Here is a 15,178-nt window from a genome sequence, read left to right on the forward strand (position 1 = left end):
ACGGGCCCCGGGAGGGGCGGTCGGGAACGGCGTCGTTCCGGGCGAGTCCCGCCTCGGCGTCGGAAGCGGGCTTCGCCGAGGCGTCGGCTGCGGGGCTTCCGGCCGCCGGCCCCTGGAGGGGACTCGCCGAACCGTGAACGAACGGAGAGCGGTCAGACGGCGGTGAGCGAGTGGGCCAAGCGGTGGCGGATGCGGGCCGCGAGGCGTTCGCGTTCGGTGGTGCCGCCCCAGATGCCCTCCAGGTCGTCGTGCTCGGAGGCGTACCGCAGGCACTCCTCGCGGACGGGACAGCCCGAGCAGACGCGCTTGGCCGCCTCGATCGCGGGACGATCGGCCGGGCGGGCGAAGAACATCTCGGGATCGGCCTGACGGCAGGCGGCCCGCTCGTGCCAGGGGGCGGGGGTGACGAGGGTCATGGTTGCTCCTCATGTCCGGAAGGGATGGGGACGCGGGGTGCTGCCTCGGGCGAGGGTGGCGGCCCGTCCGCCCGTGGCCTGTCCGGTGACCCTCCGGCCGTACGACCGGAGGGCGCGGCGTCACGTGCTCGTCACCGTCCCGGATCGCGGGACGGTGTCGAGGGTGTGGGCCGGGGAGCGGGGGCGGGGGCGCGGGACGGCGGGCGGGCATGGGGTGCGGCCACCGTCGATCACTCCCCCTCGCGCTGCAACTGCTGTTCGTTGACGCCAAGTTCCGTCATGTCAACCGCGAGTGCTTCGGCCAGTCGCTGGACCACCGCCAGCGATGCCCGCCTCCGCCTGCCGGTCTCCAAGAGCGACAGGTACGAGGTGTCGATACCGGCCACAGAGGCCAGGTCGGCCTGCCTGAGCCGGTGGCCCAGACGGAGCCTCCGCAAGGAATCTCCGTCCACCTGCAGAAAGCGTTGTTGTTTCACGGCGTCAAATTTAGGTAGATATCGGGATCTTCGTCACTATTTTCTCCGGCCAAGGATCGGTGACTATGATCACATCACTGTTCGGTCACGTCGCCAACCTGCGGGTTGTGCCCGGAGTCTGATCCGTCGATGAACATCGTTTCCGGCATCTTGCCCACGGATTGACGGCGGCCTGAGACAGAATGAGGCAATGCCATTGCCAAGCCACGCGAGCATCGGAACCGCCGTGGCCACCCGACGCGTGCGACTCGGACTGCGCCAGCGCGATCTCGCCGCCGCGGCCGGGGTCTCGGAGACCACCATCCGCAACATCGAGGCGGGTCGGATCGGAGGCCGGCCCACCAAGTGGCCCCTGGTCGAACAGGCGCTGCGCTGGGCGCCCGGCTCGTTCGAGGCCCTCAGGGAGGGCCGCCAGCCGCTGGAGATCAGTGGCCACGACGCACCCGAGGACGAGGAGTGGACCATGCGGCTGCCGACCCGGATCCGTGAAGAGATCACCGGGTACGAGTTGTTCGACTCGGCGGTCGTGGACGTGTCCGGTGGTCTGCGGTTGATCGTCCTGGCCGTGGAGACCGAGGCGCCGCCGCACGACCGCACCGCGCGGCGGCTCCGGATCCAGCGATGGGAGGACGTGCGATCCCGCCTGAACTCGCTCTCCGACCACTGACCACAGACCACCGGACGCTCCCGTTCCCTCGCGTGAACGACCCCCGGCGACCCGCATCTCCCCCCATCCCGGCCTCCACAGCAACCGCCGTCGTCGGCCGGGAGGGCTCCTCCGTCCGCCTGCGCACGCGGCCCCGGACGCCGAGCCTCCTGAACGCTCCTGGGCCGAACGGTTTCGGCCGGACGCCGCCGGCCGGGTCATCACCCGACCAAGACGTCGCCCCACCGAAGAACTGTGCCCGCCCGGAACACCGCCATGGCAACGCACCACCCCAACGGCACAATCCGACCGAACGACGCCCCACCGGGAGCAACACCGCCTCGGCGGAACGCCGCCCTACCGGAACGCCGCCCTACCGGAACGCCGCCCTACCGGAACGCCGCCCTACCGGAACGCCGCCCTACCGGAACGCCGCCCTACCGGAACGCCGCCCTACCGGAACGCCGCCCTACCGGAACGCCGCCCTACCGGAACGCCGCCCTACCGGAACGCCGCCCTACCGGAACGCCGCCCTACCGGAACGCCGCCCTACCGGAACGCCGCCCTACCGGAACGCCGCCTCGGCTCGGACCCGTCGAGACGGGTCCTGCCGAGGCGGCACCCGAAGGGAGCACAACCCGGGTCGGAGCGTCGATCCGAGGTACAGGGAGCCGGCGAGCGAGGTGAAGCGGGTGTGGCTCGGGGCTCAGGGGTCCTGCCGGAGGACCCCTGAGCCCCGGAGTGCCGGGGAAGCCGGGGAAGGGCCCGCCGCCGAGCATGCGTGGCGGCCCATCCCCGGCGGCTCCGGACCCGGCGACGCCCACGGATGGGCGCCGCCGGCCCAGAGCCCGTTCAGAGCCCGGAGAAGAAGCGGGCCAGGTCGTCCGGTGTCGCCTCTTCGACGGGATCCTCCTCGATCCCGGGCCGAGGCACGGGTCTCGGCTGTTCGGGAGGCGACTCGTCCTCGGGGAGATGCGCCGACGTGAACAGCCAGTTGCCGATCGCCAGGTGATCGACCACCGCGGCCATCAGGTGCTCGTTCAGGCCCCACTCGGCGTCCTCGCCGTGCACGGCGCGCACGAACGCGCTGTCACGCGGCAGGTGCTGGATGAGGACCCGCACCCGCCGCGCGGACAGCGTGCCGCGATGGTGATCGAGGAGATCGACCCCGTAGTACCGGAGCAGGTCGGCCTCGATCGCCTCGGCGTGCTCGGTCAGGAGCCCGTCGAGGCCGATTCTTCCCCCGGGAACATCCCGGACTCCCGCCCGTAGGCCTCGACCAGGGACTGAACGTCCTGAACGCTGACCTCGTGGCGCTGGAACCGCTCGAACTGCTCGGGGCCGAGCAGCAGCTCCATCATGCCCGCCACGTCGGACGGATCCAGCTCGGCGAGCCGCTGGACGACCTTGTGGGACAGCTCGGTCGGCAGCGAGTACGACTCGCCGTCGATCTCGAAGTCCCAGCGGTGCCCCAGCGCCTCCAGGCGCTGGGCGCGGGCCGCGTTGACGCTGTATCGGGTCATCAGGCCGCCATCCAGCTCGCCAGGGGCTTGACGGGGGTGGCGTCGGTGGCGATGGCGTTGATGGTGACACCCAGCTTGACCGGGGCGTTCTTGGCGAACTGCACCTCGTCCATGTCGGTGACGATGGCGCGCGGGACCCAGAAGCGCGTCGTGGTGTCGCCGTCCTGGAACTCCACGCCCAGCGCGAACTCGACGGGCTCCGAGGACGGCGCGATGTCGTACTTGGTCACGCCGTCGGTGGGGGTGAGCGGCGTGATGCCCGAGCCCATGACGAACGGCAGGGTGTCGACGTTCACCTGCATCAACTGGAACTTGACGGTCAGGTCCCGGTCGCTCTGGATGAACCGGACGGCGGCCTGGCTCTGCCACGCGTCGACCGGGTCCAGCTTGTCCTTCTTGGTGAACTTGATGCCGTCGTTGGTGGTGTAGCCGAGGTCCTTCCAACCGGCCGCCAGCGCGGTGCCCGGAAGGGCCATGTCGGTGTTCTTGGCGGCGATGAGCACCCGGCCGTTGCCGGCCACGCGGATCTCGGTCGCGTTCAATCCTGCCATTGTGTTCTCCCTGATTCTACTGGACTCGGATGAGCAGTCGGATATTGAGGACGTAACGGGTCTTCGCCGGATCACCGCGATCGGTCAGCCGGCGGAGCCCGCGCAATCCCATCTCCTCGGAAAGGCCGGAGACCGCGTATCCGGAATAGACGACGTGGGTGATCCCGGCGAGCAGCGCGCGCACCGTGCGCATCAGTTCGTGCGCCGCCGTCGGGGTCGGCCCGTAGGTCTCGATCCTGACCTGTGCGTCGTCGAGGACCTCGTCCTCCCGGTAGGAGCCGCCGTCGCGGATCAGCACCACCGCGGGGGTGGTGCCGTCGTGCCCGGTCGGCGGGGTCGCGCCCACCGGCACGTTCGCCAGCTCCGGCCGTCCCGTCAGGTAGGCCCCGACGACGGCCTCGGCGTCCGGGAACACCTCCGCCACCGGGGCCAGCGCCGGCGTCGGGACCATCGTGTTGACCACAAGCGCCTCCTTGGAAAGGAATGGGAAAGGACCCGCCGACGACTCGATCGGACCCTCGACGCCGGATCGCCAGAAATCCACCGTCTTCAGTCATCGTGACGGCCCTTCCCGCTCCGGACAATTGACTGGGTTAAAGCCCGCCGCTCGCCCGGAAATGGCGCAGCCGCCGACCGGGCATCATGGTCGACGGCTGCACGGCGGCCACTCCGCAACAGAAGGACCACCTTCGATATGCAGAGTGACGCCTTTCCCGCGACCGCTCAATTGACTGGACCACGACGCCGCGGTCATGCGACGACTTCGCCCCGGGGGACACGGAAAGGAGTCGGACCGCTGCGCTTGGCGCATGCTTGCGAACGCCGCCCACCCGCGCGGGAAGGCGACCGGCGACGACCGTGAGGCGCGAACGGCTCCGCCGCCCATGACACCGTCACCGACCGCGAGCCGGGGCCGCGGAACGCGCGCTCAGCCGCAGAACCCGGGCCGAGCGCGCAAAACGTTGGATCGAGAAGGCGGGGATCAGGGCCCGGTGATGGTGGACGGGTCCGTGGCGGCCGTGCGGAGGCGGGTGTTGACGGCGCGGCGGGCACGGTCGTAGGTGGTGGGGTCGTCGAACAGGAGGGCCTGGGCGCCGCCGCAGCGGGCCAGGGCCTCCAGTTCGAAGGCCAGTTGGGCGGCGTCGGTGTCCTCGTGGAGTTCGCCGAGGTCGCGGGCCTGAGTGAGGCAGCGTTCGAGGAAGGCGAGCCAGTCGCGCTGGGCGTGGGCGATGGCGTCGTGGACGCGACCGGGGCGGGCGTCGAACTCGGCGCCGGCGGAGTAGAAGAAGCAGCCGCCGGGGAAGATCGGGCGCTCCATGTAGGTGAGCCAGATCTCGACGAGCCGGACCACGCGGCCGAGGCCCCTCGGGGTCGCCAGGGCGGGTTTGACGACGTGTTCGGTGAAGACCTCGACGGCGGCGCGGACGGTGGCGAGCTGGAGCTCCTCCTTGGCGCCGAAGTGGGTGAAGACGCCGCTCTTGCTGATGTTGAGCTCGGTCGCCAGCCGGCCGATGGACAGGCCCTCCAGGCCCTCGGCCGAGGCGATGTCGGCGGCCCGCCGCAGGATGGCCCGCCGGGTCTGCTCGCCGCGCAGGATCCGGCCGTCGGTCTGGGTCATGACCAACAATCTGCATGACCGTTCGTGCATTGTCAACGTCCGCGCTGAGCTACTCAGGCGGCCCCGAACACAGCAGCCCCTTCGAGGAACGGGCTTGACGGGAGGGGTCGGTCCAGAAGAAAGTACGACCGTTCGTATAGTTTTCTGGAGGCACTGATGGCGGATACCACCGCGGCCCCCGCGTCCCCGGCGTCCACCCGACGTCGTGGCGTGCCGGTGCTCGCGGCCGGGGCGACGTTCCTGGCGATGCTCGACTCCACCGTGACCAACCTCGCCGTGCCCGACCTGCGCGGCGACTTCCCGGACGCGTCGGTGGCCGCGCTGAGCTGGGTGATCACGATCTACTTCGTGGCGTTCGCGGCGCTGCTGGCCCCCTCGGGCCGGCTCGCCGACCTGATCGGCCGCCGTTCGCTGTTCCTGCTCGGCGTCGGCGCGTTCACCGCGATGTCGCTGGCCTGCGCGCTGGCCCCGAACCTGCCGACGCTGCTGGTGGCGCGCGGGCTGCAGGGCGCCGCGGCGGCGGCGATGATCCCGGCCTCGCTGGCCCTCCTGCTGCGCGACACCGCGCCCGAACGTCGCGGGGGCGCGATCGGGCTGTGGAGCGCGGCGGGCGCGGCGGCGGCGGCCGTCGGGCCGAGTCTGGGCGGGGTGCTGGTCGACGCGTTCAACTGGCGGGCGCTGTTCCTGATCAACGTGCCGGTGGGGCTGCTGATGCTGGCGGGCGCCGCGCGCCTTCCCCGGACGGCCGCCACGGCGGCGGCCGGCGCCAGGGTGCCCGACCTGGTGGGCACCGTCCTGCTCGGCGGCGGGGTCGGGGCGATCGCCCTGGGCGTGACGCAGACCCAGGAGTGGGCCTGGGGCGACACGCGAACGATCGGCGTGCTCGCCGCCGGGGCGGCGATGGTGGCGGCGGCCCTGTGGCGTTCGGCGCGGCACCCGGTCCCGGCGCTGGAGATCTCGCTGTGGCGCAGCCGGACGTTCGCGGTCGCCAACCTGGCCTCCGCGCTGTACGGGGCGGCGCTGTACCCGTGGCTGCTCGTGGGAACGCTGGTGCTGATCGAGATGTGGGACTACTCGCCGACCAAGGCGGGCCTGGCGATGACGCCCGGGGCGTTCACCGCGACCGCGGCGGCGATCGTGATGGGGAGGTTGACCGGCCGGTTCGGGGTCCGGCCGGCGGTGACGGGCGGCATGCTCATCATCGTCTTCGCCGGCGTCTGGACGATGACCCGGCTGTCGGAGGAGCCCGCGTTCCTGACGCTGTGGCTGCCGATGGGTCTGCTGGCCGGCGCGGGCATGGGGATGGTGACCACCGGGACGTCGAGCGCGGCGGCGCTGTCGGTCTCGCCGCTGCGGTTCGCGGGGGCGACCGGCCTCAACACGACCGCGCGCCAGCTCGGCGGGGCGCTGGGCCTGGCCGCGTTCGCCGCGCTGATGCCCGCCGCCGCAGCCCTCGACGACTACCTCGCCGTGTACGCGTTCTGCACGACCGCCGCGCTGGCGGCGGCGCTCACCGGCCTCTGGCTCACGGTACGGGCGCCGCACGCCCCCGCCCAGAACTCCCCCAAGGAAGAGGTGGCCGCATGACCGCGCCCATGACGTACAGCGAGAGCACCGACCCGGACGTGCTGACGGCGGCCGACGCCGCCGAGCTGCTGGCCGGAGCGCCGTGGCGGCGCATGATCACGATCGGGGACAGCATCGCCGAGGGTGTTCGGGAGCCGCACGACGCCTACCGCGACCTGTCGTGGACCGAACGCGTCGAGGAGGCGCTGGCGTCCGGCACACCCGGCTTCACCGCCGCCAACCTCGGACGCCGCAACCTGCTCGCCGCCGAGATCCGCGCCACCCAACTGAACGCGGCGCTGGAGTTCGGGCCCGACCTGGCCTTCGTCATCGGCGGCGGCAACGACATGCTGCGGCCCGGCTTCGACCCGGAGGCGGTCCGCGACGAGTTGACGGCGATGGTCTCCGCGCTGCGCGCCACCGGGGCCGACGTCCTCCTGCTGGGCCTGTTCGACATCACCCGGGCCGGACTCGTCCCGCCGAAGTACGCCGACGCGGTCCGCCGAGGCACCAGGGCCCTCGCCGAGGTGACCGCCGAGGTCGCCGCCCGGCACGACGCCCTGTTCGCGGCGTTCGCCGACCATCCGGCGGGGGACGACCCCGGGATCTACGCCTCCGACCACCTGCATCTGAACGCCCGCGGCCACGCGATCGCCGCCGCCACGACGCTCCGCACCCTGTCCGCACGCCTGAACCGCTGAACCACCGGCGTCACTTGGCGTCGCCATAGGCGTCGACGACGGCGGCCTCGATGGGGAAGACGACGGGGGTCGTGCCGAAGACCAGACGGCCGGCCTCCTCGGCGGTCTCGGCGATGGCCTCGACCACGAACCCGGCCTGCTCGGCGGGCGTGTGGACGATCACCTCGTCGTGCTGGAAGAACACCAGGTGGGCCGGCAGGTCGGCGAGCCGGGTGCGCAGCAGGGCGAGGAGGGTCAGCGCCCAGTCGGCGGCGCTGGCCTGGACGACGAAGTTGCGGGTGAAGCGGCCCCGGCTGCGCAGCGCCGAGCCGGCCCGGTCGTCCTCGTCGGTGGCGGTGAGGTCGCGCCAGGCGGCGGACGGCGGCGGGCAGGTGCGGCCCAGTCGGGAACGCACCAGGCGGCCCGCCTCGCCGTCGCGGGCGGCGGCCTCGACGTAGCCGAGCGCGGCGGGGAAGCGGTTGCGCAGGACGGCGAGCAGTTGGACGGCCTCGCCCGTGCCGCCGCCGTACATCGCCGAGAGAAGGGCGATCTTGGCCTTGTCGCGGGCGTCCTCGCGGCCCCCGAACACGTCCGACAGCGCGGCGTACAGGTCGCCCTCGGCGGCCGCGGCGGCGAACGCGCGGTCACCGGCCAGCGCGGCCAGGACCCTGGGCTCCAGTTGGGCGGCGTCGGCCACGACCAGCGACCAGCCGGGGTCGGCGACGACCGCCCGGCGCAGGACGCGCGGGATCTGGAGGGCGCCGCCGCCCCGGGTCGCCCAACGCCCCGACACCACGCCGCCGACGATGTACTCGGTGCGGAACCGCCCGTCGCGCACCCAGGTGTCGAGCCAGCCCCACCCGTGCGCGGTGTGCAGCCGGGACAGCTCCTTGTACTCCAGCAGCAGGGGCACCGCCGGATGGTCGATGCGCTTGAGCACGTGCGCGCGGGTGGACGCGACCGGCAGGCCGGCGGCGGCGAACGCCTTGACGATCTGGCCCGGGGAGTCGGGGTTGACCGGCCGGCCGCCGCCGAACGCGACGCCGATCCGGTCGGCGAGGTCCTGGAGCCGGCGGGGCCTGAGCCCGGGGGCGGGCCGGGGCCCCAGCAGCTCGGTGAGGAGCGCGTCGTGTCGTTCGGCGCTCCAGGGCAGCCCGTCGTGACCCATCTCGGCGGCGGCGAGCGCCCCGGCCGACTCGGCGGCGGCCAGCAACGGCATCCCGTCGAGGCCGGACAGCCGTCGGAGCTGGTCGGCGTGCACGGCCACCAACTCGTCCAGCTCGTCCAGCCCGATCAGGTCGTCGCCGGGCGCGCCGTCATCGAACAGGGAGGGCTGCGCGCCCGTGTCGTCGGGCGGGGGCTCGTCGGCGGGCACCGGCGCGCCGTGCATCCTGGCCCAGGCGGCCCGGACGGAACGGGGCTCCCCGTACCGTCCGGCATGGCCGAGCAGCAGGGTCTCGACCAGCTCGGCGTCGTGGCATCGGGCGACCCGGACCCCCGACGCGAGCAGGCGGGGGTACAGCCGAGACGTCGCGGACCACACCCAGCGGGGCGCGTCCGAGCGCTCCCGGGCGTCGATCGCGGCGGCGAGGTCGGAGACCGGCGCGGCCGGACCGGCGGGGACCCCGTCGTCGGTGAGCGGGCGCAGCGCTCCCCCGCCGTCCGCCCGTCCCGTGACCGCCATCCGCATCAGCCCATTGTGCTGCCCGGATACGACGAAACCCCGCCGGGGCCGAGGCCGGTGGGCGGGGTTCCGCGACGGGGTCCTGCGCGAACGTCAGGCGTACAGGGGGACCTGCTGCATCGGCGGGGTGTCGCCGTAGCGGTCGACGACCTTGTTCAGCTCCATCTGGTAGTAGAGCGATCCGAAGCCGAGGATGCCGAGGACGATGCCCAGCCCGGTGCTGCAGGACGGCTGCAGACCCGCCGCGCGCTGCGCCTGCCGGATGTGGTCGGCCAGCTTGATCCAGACGATCAGCGGCCAGATGTAGAGGGTGATCCAGCCGAACAGCACGGCCAGCAGCGCGCCGGTGGACTGGTCGGGGATCCGCCGGTCGTACTGGGCCAGCTCCTTGTGGATCTTGAAGAACCACACGATGCTGTAAATGCCGAGCGTGATGATCGGCAGTCCCAGCCAGACGCCGATGATGTTGCGCTTCTTCATGTTGTAGCCGCCGCCGGCCGGCTGGGCGTGGTGCTGCGCCGGGACCGGGGCGTGGCCGCCGTGCTGCTGCGGGTACGGCTGCTGCTGCTGGTAGCCCTGCTGCGGGTGCTGCGGGGGCTGGCCTTGCTGGGGGTAACCCATGTCGGAGTCTCTCCCGGGGGTTGGGGACAACGTCTTCGTGGCCTGCCGTCCCCCACCACGCCCCCCCGTTCCGCGGTGCGGGCACGTGAGCGAGATGGCGACCGGGGCTGGTCGGCCACCAATGTGCCCATGACCGTACAGCAGACATACCGGGCATGCCCCGAACTCTGGGGCGATTGTCTCCCTGTTGTCACGAATGACGGGTGATCCCGTGGCGGGTGTCGCTCATCGCAGCCGGATCGTCACCTGGTCTTCACACGGCGGGCGGTCCTCCTGCTCGCGGCAGCCGCTGACGCCGTGGCAGGCGAGGGTCAGCGCGTCCGGGGCGACCTCGATCCGCAGGAAGTTCTTGAAGAACGGCGGACGGTCCCAGTCGGCGAACTCCGAGCGGAAGTGCTGCGGCAGCTTCCGCACCGGCAGTCGGAGCGACCGGCGCGACCGGCGCCGCCGCCGTCCGGACGGGACGCCCAGCAGCGCCGCCACCAGCCGCGCGCGCCATGAGGGCCGCACGCCGCGGACGTTCTCGCGGACGGGGTCGACACCGAGCCGGTGGACGATCGCCGCCGCCGCGTCCCGCGGGGTCAGCGCCAGCCACTTCATCCGCAGCCACCGGGCGTACAACTGGCTGTAGCGCGACAGGGAGTCGCCGCGCAGCGGGTAGCAGCGGAAGTCGTCCTCCCCGACCAGCGTGGTCTTGGGGATGGTGTGCGTGGCGTGCATGAACGCCCCGCCGCCGCCGGACACCACGTACTCGATGGTGCGGCCGTCCTTCAGCGTGCGGCTGTAGCGCTGGTAGTTGTGGATGTCGCCGCCGACCACCGCGACGTAATGGTGGGCGGGGTCGGCGACGATGTCGTGCACGCCCCCGCTCCCGGCCGGCTCGCCCTCGATCGGACACGGCTTGACGCGGTCGTCGGCGAACAGCGGCTTGCCGGTGATCAGCAGCTTCGGCTTGGGGCCCGCGGAGACCTCGCGCAGCCAGGCCGCCTGGTCGCGGTCGATGCCGCCGGTGATGCCGGTGTCGATCGCGACGATCCGCAGGGACGGGGAGTCGATGGCCCAGTACGGGGCGGGCTGGACGGCGCGCTGCCGGTCGTCGCCGCGGTGCTCGTCGCGGGCCCGCAGCAGCGCGGTCTCGTCGATGGGGCCGGGGTCGCGCCACAGCAGCCGCGCGAGGAGACCGCGCGGACCGGGGCGCCGAGGCGGGTCGTGCTCGCCCTTCACGTCGCAGAACACCCGCATGAACCCGCGCAGCCCGTCGTACCAGTCGTGGTTGCCGGGGATCGCGTAGATCGGCGCGGGGTAGCCGGCGTACGGCCGGAAGAACTTGTTGCGGTAGTCGGCGGCGTCGCCGCCGGGGTAGATGACGTCGCTGCACACCACCATGAAGTCGGTGTCGCCGCCGGCCGCCAGCATCGGCGGCACCACCGCGTACTGCGACCGGTCGCCCTCGCCGGTGTCGCCCACCAGCAGGAACGAGAACGCCTCGTCCGGCCGCTCCATGGTGAACGAGACGTCGGCGCGGCGTTTGCGCAGCGCCTCGACCCAGGCCCGCCGGATGTCGTGGCTCGGGTCGCCGAACAGCTTGGCCACCAGATCGTTGCGGGACCGCCACAGCACCCCGGGATGTCGCCAGGAGAACGGCTCGACCTCGCCGGGCGGCGGCAGCAGGTCGACGAAGCGGCCCTCCTCGGCGCACCGCCATCCGGCCCCGGCCTCGGAGACCCGGGAGCTGTCGGGCACCGCTTCGGGCACGGAAATCTCGTCATCGGCGAGCATGGGCGAACCTCCGGGGGACGGGGGACGTCGCCACCTTCCCGGGAACGGCTCCGCACCGTCAACTGTCCACGGCGAGAGCGTCCGGTGGATGCCCGAATGCCCGAGTGTTCGGCCCTTCCGGCGTTATCTGGGGCCCGGACGGCGCGGCGGCTCGCGGTGGCCGCCGGGGCGTCGCTCGTACTCGCCCGTCATGGGGAAGCGGTTCTGCCCGGGCTCCTCCTGCGCCGGATCGCCGGCGGGCCACTCGGGACGCTCCGGTCGCTCGGGACGTGGGGGCTGCTCGGGCCGGTACGGGGGCCGGTGCTGTCCGCCGTTCGGGCCGGGCATCGGGGGCCGGGGCTGCTGAGGGCCCTGCGGATGGGGCCCGGGGGCCTGCCGGCCCGGGTACGGGGGCGCCTCCGGCCGATGGTGATCGGGGGGCGGCTGTCGGTACCGGGTCGGCTGGTCCGGCATGGGCACGTCCTGCGGACGGCCGTAGGGGCGTTCCTGCGCGGCCCACTGGTCGCGGACGAGCGGATCCTGAGCCGGTCGCTGCTCATGAGCGGGGGCGGGCTGCGGGGAGGGCGGCTGCCGGTGGCGCGGCTGCTGCGGATAGCCGGGCGCGGGCGCGGGGGCGGGCGCGGGGGCGAAGCCGGGCGACGACAGGCTCCGCAGGGCGTCCAGCGCCTGGGTGGTCGGGCCGGGGCCGTCGTCGTGCTCCGGGGGCGGCCCGGCCTGCTGCGGCTGCCCGTCCGGGCGGCCGGGCTCGGGACCGGCGTGGCGGCGGCCACGGGGCTCGGACGACGGCAGGCCCTGCGACATGGACTCGATGAAGCCGGGCACGTCGCGGGCCGACAGCCGGAACGTCCCGCTGCAGACCCCGCCGTTCCAGATGCTGACCACCATCACCTGGGCGTCCGGGTGCCAGCTCAGCCGCAGCGCGCGGTCCTCGCCCCGGTCGTCGAAGAAGACCTCTCCCACGCGGGGCAGCGGATTCGCGTCAGACATCGCGCCAGACATGGCGCCCATAGTGTCCCTGACCAGAGCGCTTGTCCAGGCCGGACGGCCCTCTGCGTGACCTTGATCACCGTTCATCGGGTGTGTCCCCGGTCGGGAGGAGGATCCGGAGAGCGCCGGGCAGCACCCGGGCCTTCACGGGGAGACGACCCGGCAGCTCACCGTCGGCACCGTACAACGGGGGTCGGGCGTCCGGCGCGACCTGCTCGATCAGCACTTCGCGGCCCCGCAGCACCTCCACCTGGGGGCGCCTGACGTGGGAGCCGTCCGCCAGCTCCCGCATCATCTGGAAGAACAGCAGGCGAGGCGCCCGTTTGAGGATGACGACGTCCAACAGCCCGTCGTCCACCCGAGCCTGCGGGGCGACGTGGCGTCCGAAGCCGTAGTAGCCCGAGTTGGCCGCGACGACGGTGAAGCCCTCGATCTCGCGCGGCGTGCCGTCGATGGTGACGCGGTAGTGGACCGGCCGCCACGTCATCGCCGCCCGGACCCCGCCGACGTAGTACGAGGCCGCGCCGCGCAGCAGCCGTGACTCGTTGGCGTAGTGGTTGGCCAGTGCGTCGACGCCGGCGTACACGCTGCCGAGGACTGGCACGCCGTTGGCCTCGAGCGCGTCCACGGGGCGGGGCTCGCCGTCCAGCAGCATCCTCGCCAGGGCCTCCGCATCGGAGGGCAGGCCCAGTTGGCGGGCGAAGTCGTTGCCGCGACCCGCCGGGACGATGCCCAGGACGGCGTCCGTCCCCACCAGGGCCCCGCCCACGCATCCGGCCATGCCGTCGCCGCCGACGGCGAGCACGACGCGTCCCGCGCCGGAGGCGGTGCGGGCCAGCTCGGCGGCGTGCTCCAGGCCCCGGCTGTACTCGACGTCCACCGGGGCCCCCGCGTCCCGCAGCAGCCGGGTCAGCCGAAGCAGCAGCGCGGCGGCTGCCGAGCCCGAGCCGGGACCGCCCGCGGACGGGTTCACGACGGCGGTGAAGGAGCGCACGGTCACCTCTGGGGGGTCAGCAGGACGCCGGGGTTCAGGACGCCGGCGGGGTCGAGGCTCTCCTTCACCGCGCGCAGCACGTCGACGCCCAGGGGGCCGATCTCGGTGGCGTACCAGGAGCGGTGGTCGGTGCCCACCCCGTGATGATGGCTGATCGTGCCGCCCGCCGCGATGATGGCGTCGCAGGCGGCGTCCTTGGCCCGCCGCCAGTGCGCCACCGCGTCCTCCCCCTGTGCGGAGACCACGGTGAAGTACAGGGACGCGCCGGTCGCGTACACGTGCGATATGTGGCACATGACCACGGGGGGCGTGCCCTCGTCGTTCAGCGTGGTCGTGAGGGCCTCGCGGACGGCCTCGTAGAGCGCAGGGACGGCGGACCAGAAGGTCGCGGTCTCCAGCGTCTCCACCAACGCGCCCACGTCGAGCAGGGCGTCGCGCAGGTACGGGGCGTTGAAGCGGCCGTGCTCCCAGCCCTCCCCCGGCTCGGACCCCAGCAGCTCGCCGCCCGCCTCGCGCAGGGCGAGCCGGATCCGCGCCTTGCGTTCGGCGGCGTCGGCGGCCTCGCCCTCGTAGCCGACGATCGCCAGACAGCCGGAGGCGGAGCCGTCGCCGATCCGGTCGGGCTTGGCCAGGCCGATGGCGGTCTCGGTCTCGTCGGACAGGCGCAGCACCGCGGGCAGCGACCCGCCCTGCGCCAGCCGCCGCAGCGCCGCCGAGCCCTCCCCGAACGACGCGAAGCGCCAACCCTCGTACGACGTCGTCTTCGGCACGGGCTGGACCCGCACCGTGACGGAGGTGATCACACCGAACGCGCCCTCGGAGCCGAGGACGAGCTGGCGCAGGTCCGGGCCGGCCGCCGACCTGGGGGCCCGGCCCGTCTCCAGGGTGCCCCGGGGGGTCGCGACGGTGAGCCCGACGACCATCTCGTCGAAGCGCCCATAGCCCGCGGACGCCTGACCGCTGGAGCGCGCGGCGGCGAACCCGCCGATCGTGGCCCACTCGTACGACTGCGGGAAGTGTCCGAGCGTGAAGCCGTGCTCGGCGAGCAGCGCCTCCGCGCGAGGGCCGCGCAGCCCGGGCTGCAACGTGGCGGTGCGGGAGACGGGGTCGACCGCGACCAGGGCGTCCATACGGCGCAGGTCGAGGGCGATGACGCCGGTGAAACCCTCGCCGTCTGGCGTCAGACCCCCCACGACGGACGTGCCGCCGCCGAACGGGACGACCGCGATGCGCCGTTCGGAGCAGACCCGGAGGACCTCAAGCACCTCGTCGTGGGAGCCGGGGAGCACCACGGCGTCGGGGGCGTCGGCCGTCTCCCCGGCGCGGATGCGGAGCAGGTCGGGCGTTGACTTGCCGCGGGTGTGGCGGATGCGGGCCTCGGCGTCGGTGCGGACGTGCCCGCCCCCGACCGCCGCGGCCAGCGCGGCGACGTCGTCGTCGCCGAGCCGAACGTCGCGGACCTCGACCCGTTCGAGGGCGACCTGCGGGGTCGGGGACGGACGGACGCCGAGCAGGTCGCGCAGCAGGCCGGTCACCGCGTCGGGCAGCGGCGCCGCCGCGGCCGGATCGCCCCAGCCGTTCCACGCCATGTCCCGGGGCTCCCGAGCCGCCACCGCGCCACCTCCGGTCTCGCCGAT

General features: G+C 73.1%; 16 protein-coding genes. 3 read left to right on the forward strand and 13 right to left on the reverse strand.

What is annotated here, in order from left to right:
• Positions 1–152: 152 nt before the first annotated feature.
• Together DFJ69_RS02650 and DFJ69_RS02655 are read right to left on the reverse strand one after the other, a co-directional pair.
• Positions 153–416 (reverse strand): WhiB family transcriptional regulator, encoded by a 264-nt coding sequence (locus DFJ69_RS02650; protein ID WP_116021001.1) that lies wholly within the window; start codon positions 414–416, stop codon positions 153–155.
• 230 nt (positions 417–646) lie between these two features.
• The gene (locus DFJ69_RS02655) at positions 647–892 is read right to left on the reverse strand and encodes a helix-turn-helix domain-containing protein (RefSeq protein WP_116021002.1); all 246 of its coding nucleotides are present in this window, start codon (positions 890–892) and stop codon (positions 647–649) included.
• 226 nt (positions 893–1,118) lie between these two features.
• Between DFJ69_RS02655 and DFJ69_RS02660 the strand changes: the two genes are divergently transcribed.
• Positions 1,119–1,559, forward strand: coding sequence for a helix-turn-helix transcriptional regulator (locus DFJ69_RS02660; protein WP_170177521.1), 441 nt, complete (start codon positions 1,119–1,121; stop codon positions 1,557–1,559).
• Positions 1,560–2,390: 831 nt separating this feature from the next.
• Here the strand turns inward: DFJ69_RS02660 and DFJ69_RS02665 are convergent.
• The 5 genes from DFJ69_RS02665 to DFJ69_RS02685 all read right to left on the reverse strand — a co-directional run bounded on the left by DFJ69_RS02665 (position 2,391) and on the right by DFJ69_RS02685 (position 5,230).
• The gene (locus DFJ69_RS02665) at positions 2,391–2,660 is read right to left on the reverse strand and encodes a hypothetical protein (RefSeq protein WP_211328490.1); all 270 of its coding nucleotides are present in this window, start codon (positions 2,658–2,660) and stop codon (positions 2,391–2,393) included.
• 92 nt (positions 2,661–2,752) lie between these two features.
• Entirely contained in the window at positions 2,753–3,061 is a 309-nt protein-coding gene (locus DFJ69_RS02670; protein ID WP_116021004.1) for a hypothetical protein, read from the reverse strand.
• Complete coding sequence (locus DFJ69_RS02675) at positions 3,061–3,612, reverse strand: phage tail tube protein (RefSeq protein WP_116021005.1); 552 nt, start codon at positions 3,610–3,612, stop codon at positions 3,061–3,063. Before DFJ69_RS02675 ends, DFJ69_RS02670 begins: the two co-directional genes overlap by 1 nt.
• Before the next feature lie 16 nt (positions 3,613–3,628).
• A complete protein-coding gene (locus DFJ69_RS02680; RefSeq protein WP_116021006.1) occupies positions 3,629–4,075 on the reverse strand; it encodes a hypothetical protein in 447 nt (148 codons plus the stop codon).
• Between the two features lie 519 nt (positions 4,076–4,594).
• Positions 4,595–5,230 carry a TetR/AcrR family transcriptional regulator gene (locus DFJ69_RS02685; RefSeq protein ID WP_245973956.1) on the reverse strand — a complete coding sequence of 212 codons (636 nt, stop codon included), beginning with the start codon at positions 5,228–5,230 and terminating at the stop codon, positions 4,595–4,597.
• 156 nt (positions 5,231–5,386) lie between these two features.
• Between DFJ69_RS02685 and DFJ69_RS02690 the strand changes: the two genes are divergently transcribed.
• Positions 5,387–6,817 carry a DHA2 family efflux MFS transporter permease subunit gene (locus tag DFJ69_RS02690; RefSeq protein WP_116021008.1) on the forward strand — a complete coding sequence of 477 codons (1,431 nt, stop codon included), beginning with the start codon at positions 5,387–5,389 and terminating at the stop codon, positions 6,815–6,817.
• Positions 6,814–7,497 carry an SGNH/GDSL hydrolase family protein gene (locus DFJ69_RS02695; protein WP_116021009.1) on the forward strand — a complete coding sequence of 228 codons (684 nt, stop codon included), beginning with the start codon at positions 6,814–6,816 and terminating at the stop codon, positions 7,495–7,497. The genes DFJ69_RS02690 and DFJ69_RS02695 overlap by 4 nt, the downstream gene beginning before the upstream one ends.
• 10 nt (positions 7,498–7,507) lie before the next feature.
• Here the strand turns inward: DFJ69_RS02695 and DFJ69_RS02700 are convergent, their stop codons facing one another.
• The 6 genes from DFJ69_RS02700 to DFJ69_RS02725 all read right to left on the reverse strand — a co-directional run bounded on the left by DFJ69_RS02700 (position 7,508) and on the right by DFJ69_RS02725 (position 15,130).
• Positions 7,508–9,166 (reverse strand): bifunctional 3'-5' exonuclease/DNA polymerase, encoded by a 1,659-nt coding sequence (locus DFJ69_RS02700; RefSeq protein WP_116021010.1) that lies wholly within the window; start codon positions 9,164–9,166, stop codon positions 7,508–7,510.
• A gap of 87 nt (positions 9,167–9,253) precedes the next feature.
• Positions 9,254–9,781, reverse strand: coding sequence for a DUF4234 domain-containing protein (locus DFJ69_RS02705; protein WP_116021011.1), 528 nt, complete (start codon positions 9,779–9,781; stop codon positions 9,254–9,256).
• 225 nt (positions 9,782–10,006) lie between these two features.
• The gene (locus DFJ69_RS02710) at positions 10,007–11,560 is read right to left on the reverse strand and encodes a metallophosphoesterase family protein (protein ID WP_116021012.1); all 1,554 of its coding nucleotides are present in this window, start codon (positions 11,558–11,560) and stop codon (positions 10,007–10,009) included.
• 123 nt (positions 11,561–11,683) lie between these two features.
• The gene (locus DFJ69_RS02715) at positions 11,684–12,547 is read right to left on the reverse strand and encodes a hypothetical protein (protein ID WP_147312189.1); all 864 of its coding nucleotides are present in this window, start codon (positions 12,545–12,547) and stop codon (positions 11,684–11,686) included.
• 76 nt (positions 12,548–12,623) lie between these two features.
• Positions 12,624–13,541: a diacylglycerol/lipid kinase family protein gene (locus DFJ69_RS02720; protein ID WP_116021014.1), complete on the reverse strand. Its 918-nt coding sequence runs from the start codon at positions 13,539–13,541 to the stop codon at positions 12,624–12,626.
• Positions 13,542–13,543: 2 nt separating this feature from the next.
• Positions 13,544–15,130, reverse strand: a complete 1,587-nt coding sequence (locus DFJ69_RS02725) for an FAD-binding oxidoreductase (protein ID WP_116021015.1) — start codon at positions 15,128–15,130, stop codon at positions 13,544–13,546.
• Positions 15,131–15,178: the final 48 nt, after the last annotated feature.

The sequence above is a fragment of the Thermomonospora umbrina genome (genome assembly GCF_003386555.1).
Lineage (GTDB): Bacteria > Actinomycetota > Actinomycetes > Streptosporangiales > Streptosporangiaceae > Thermomonospora > Thermomonospora umbrina.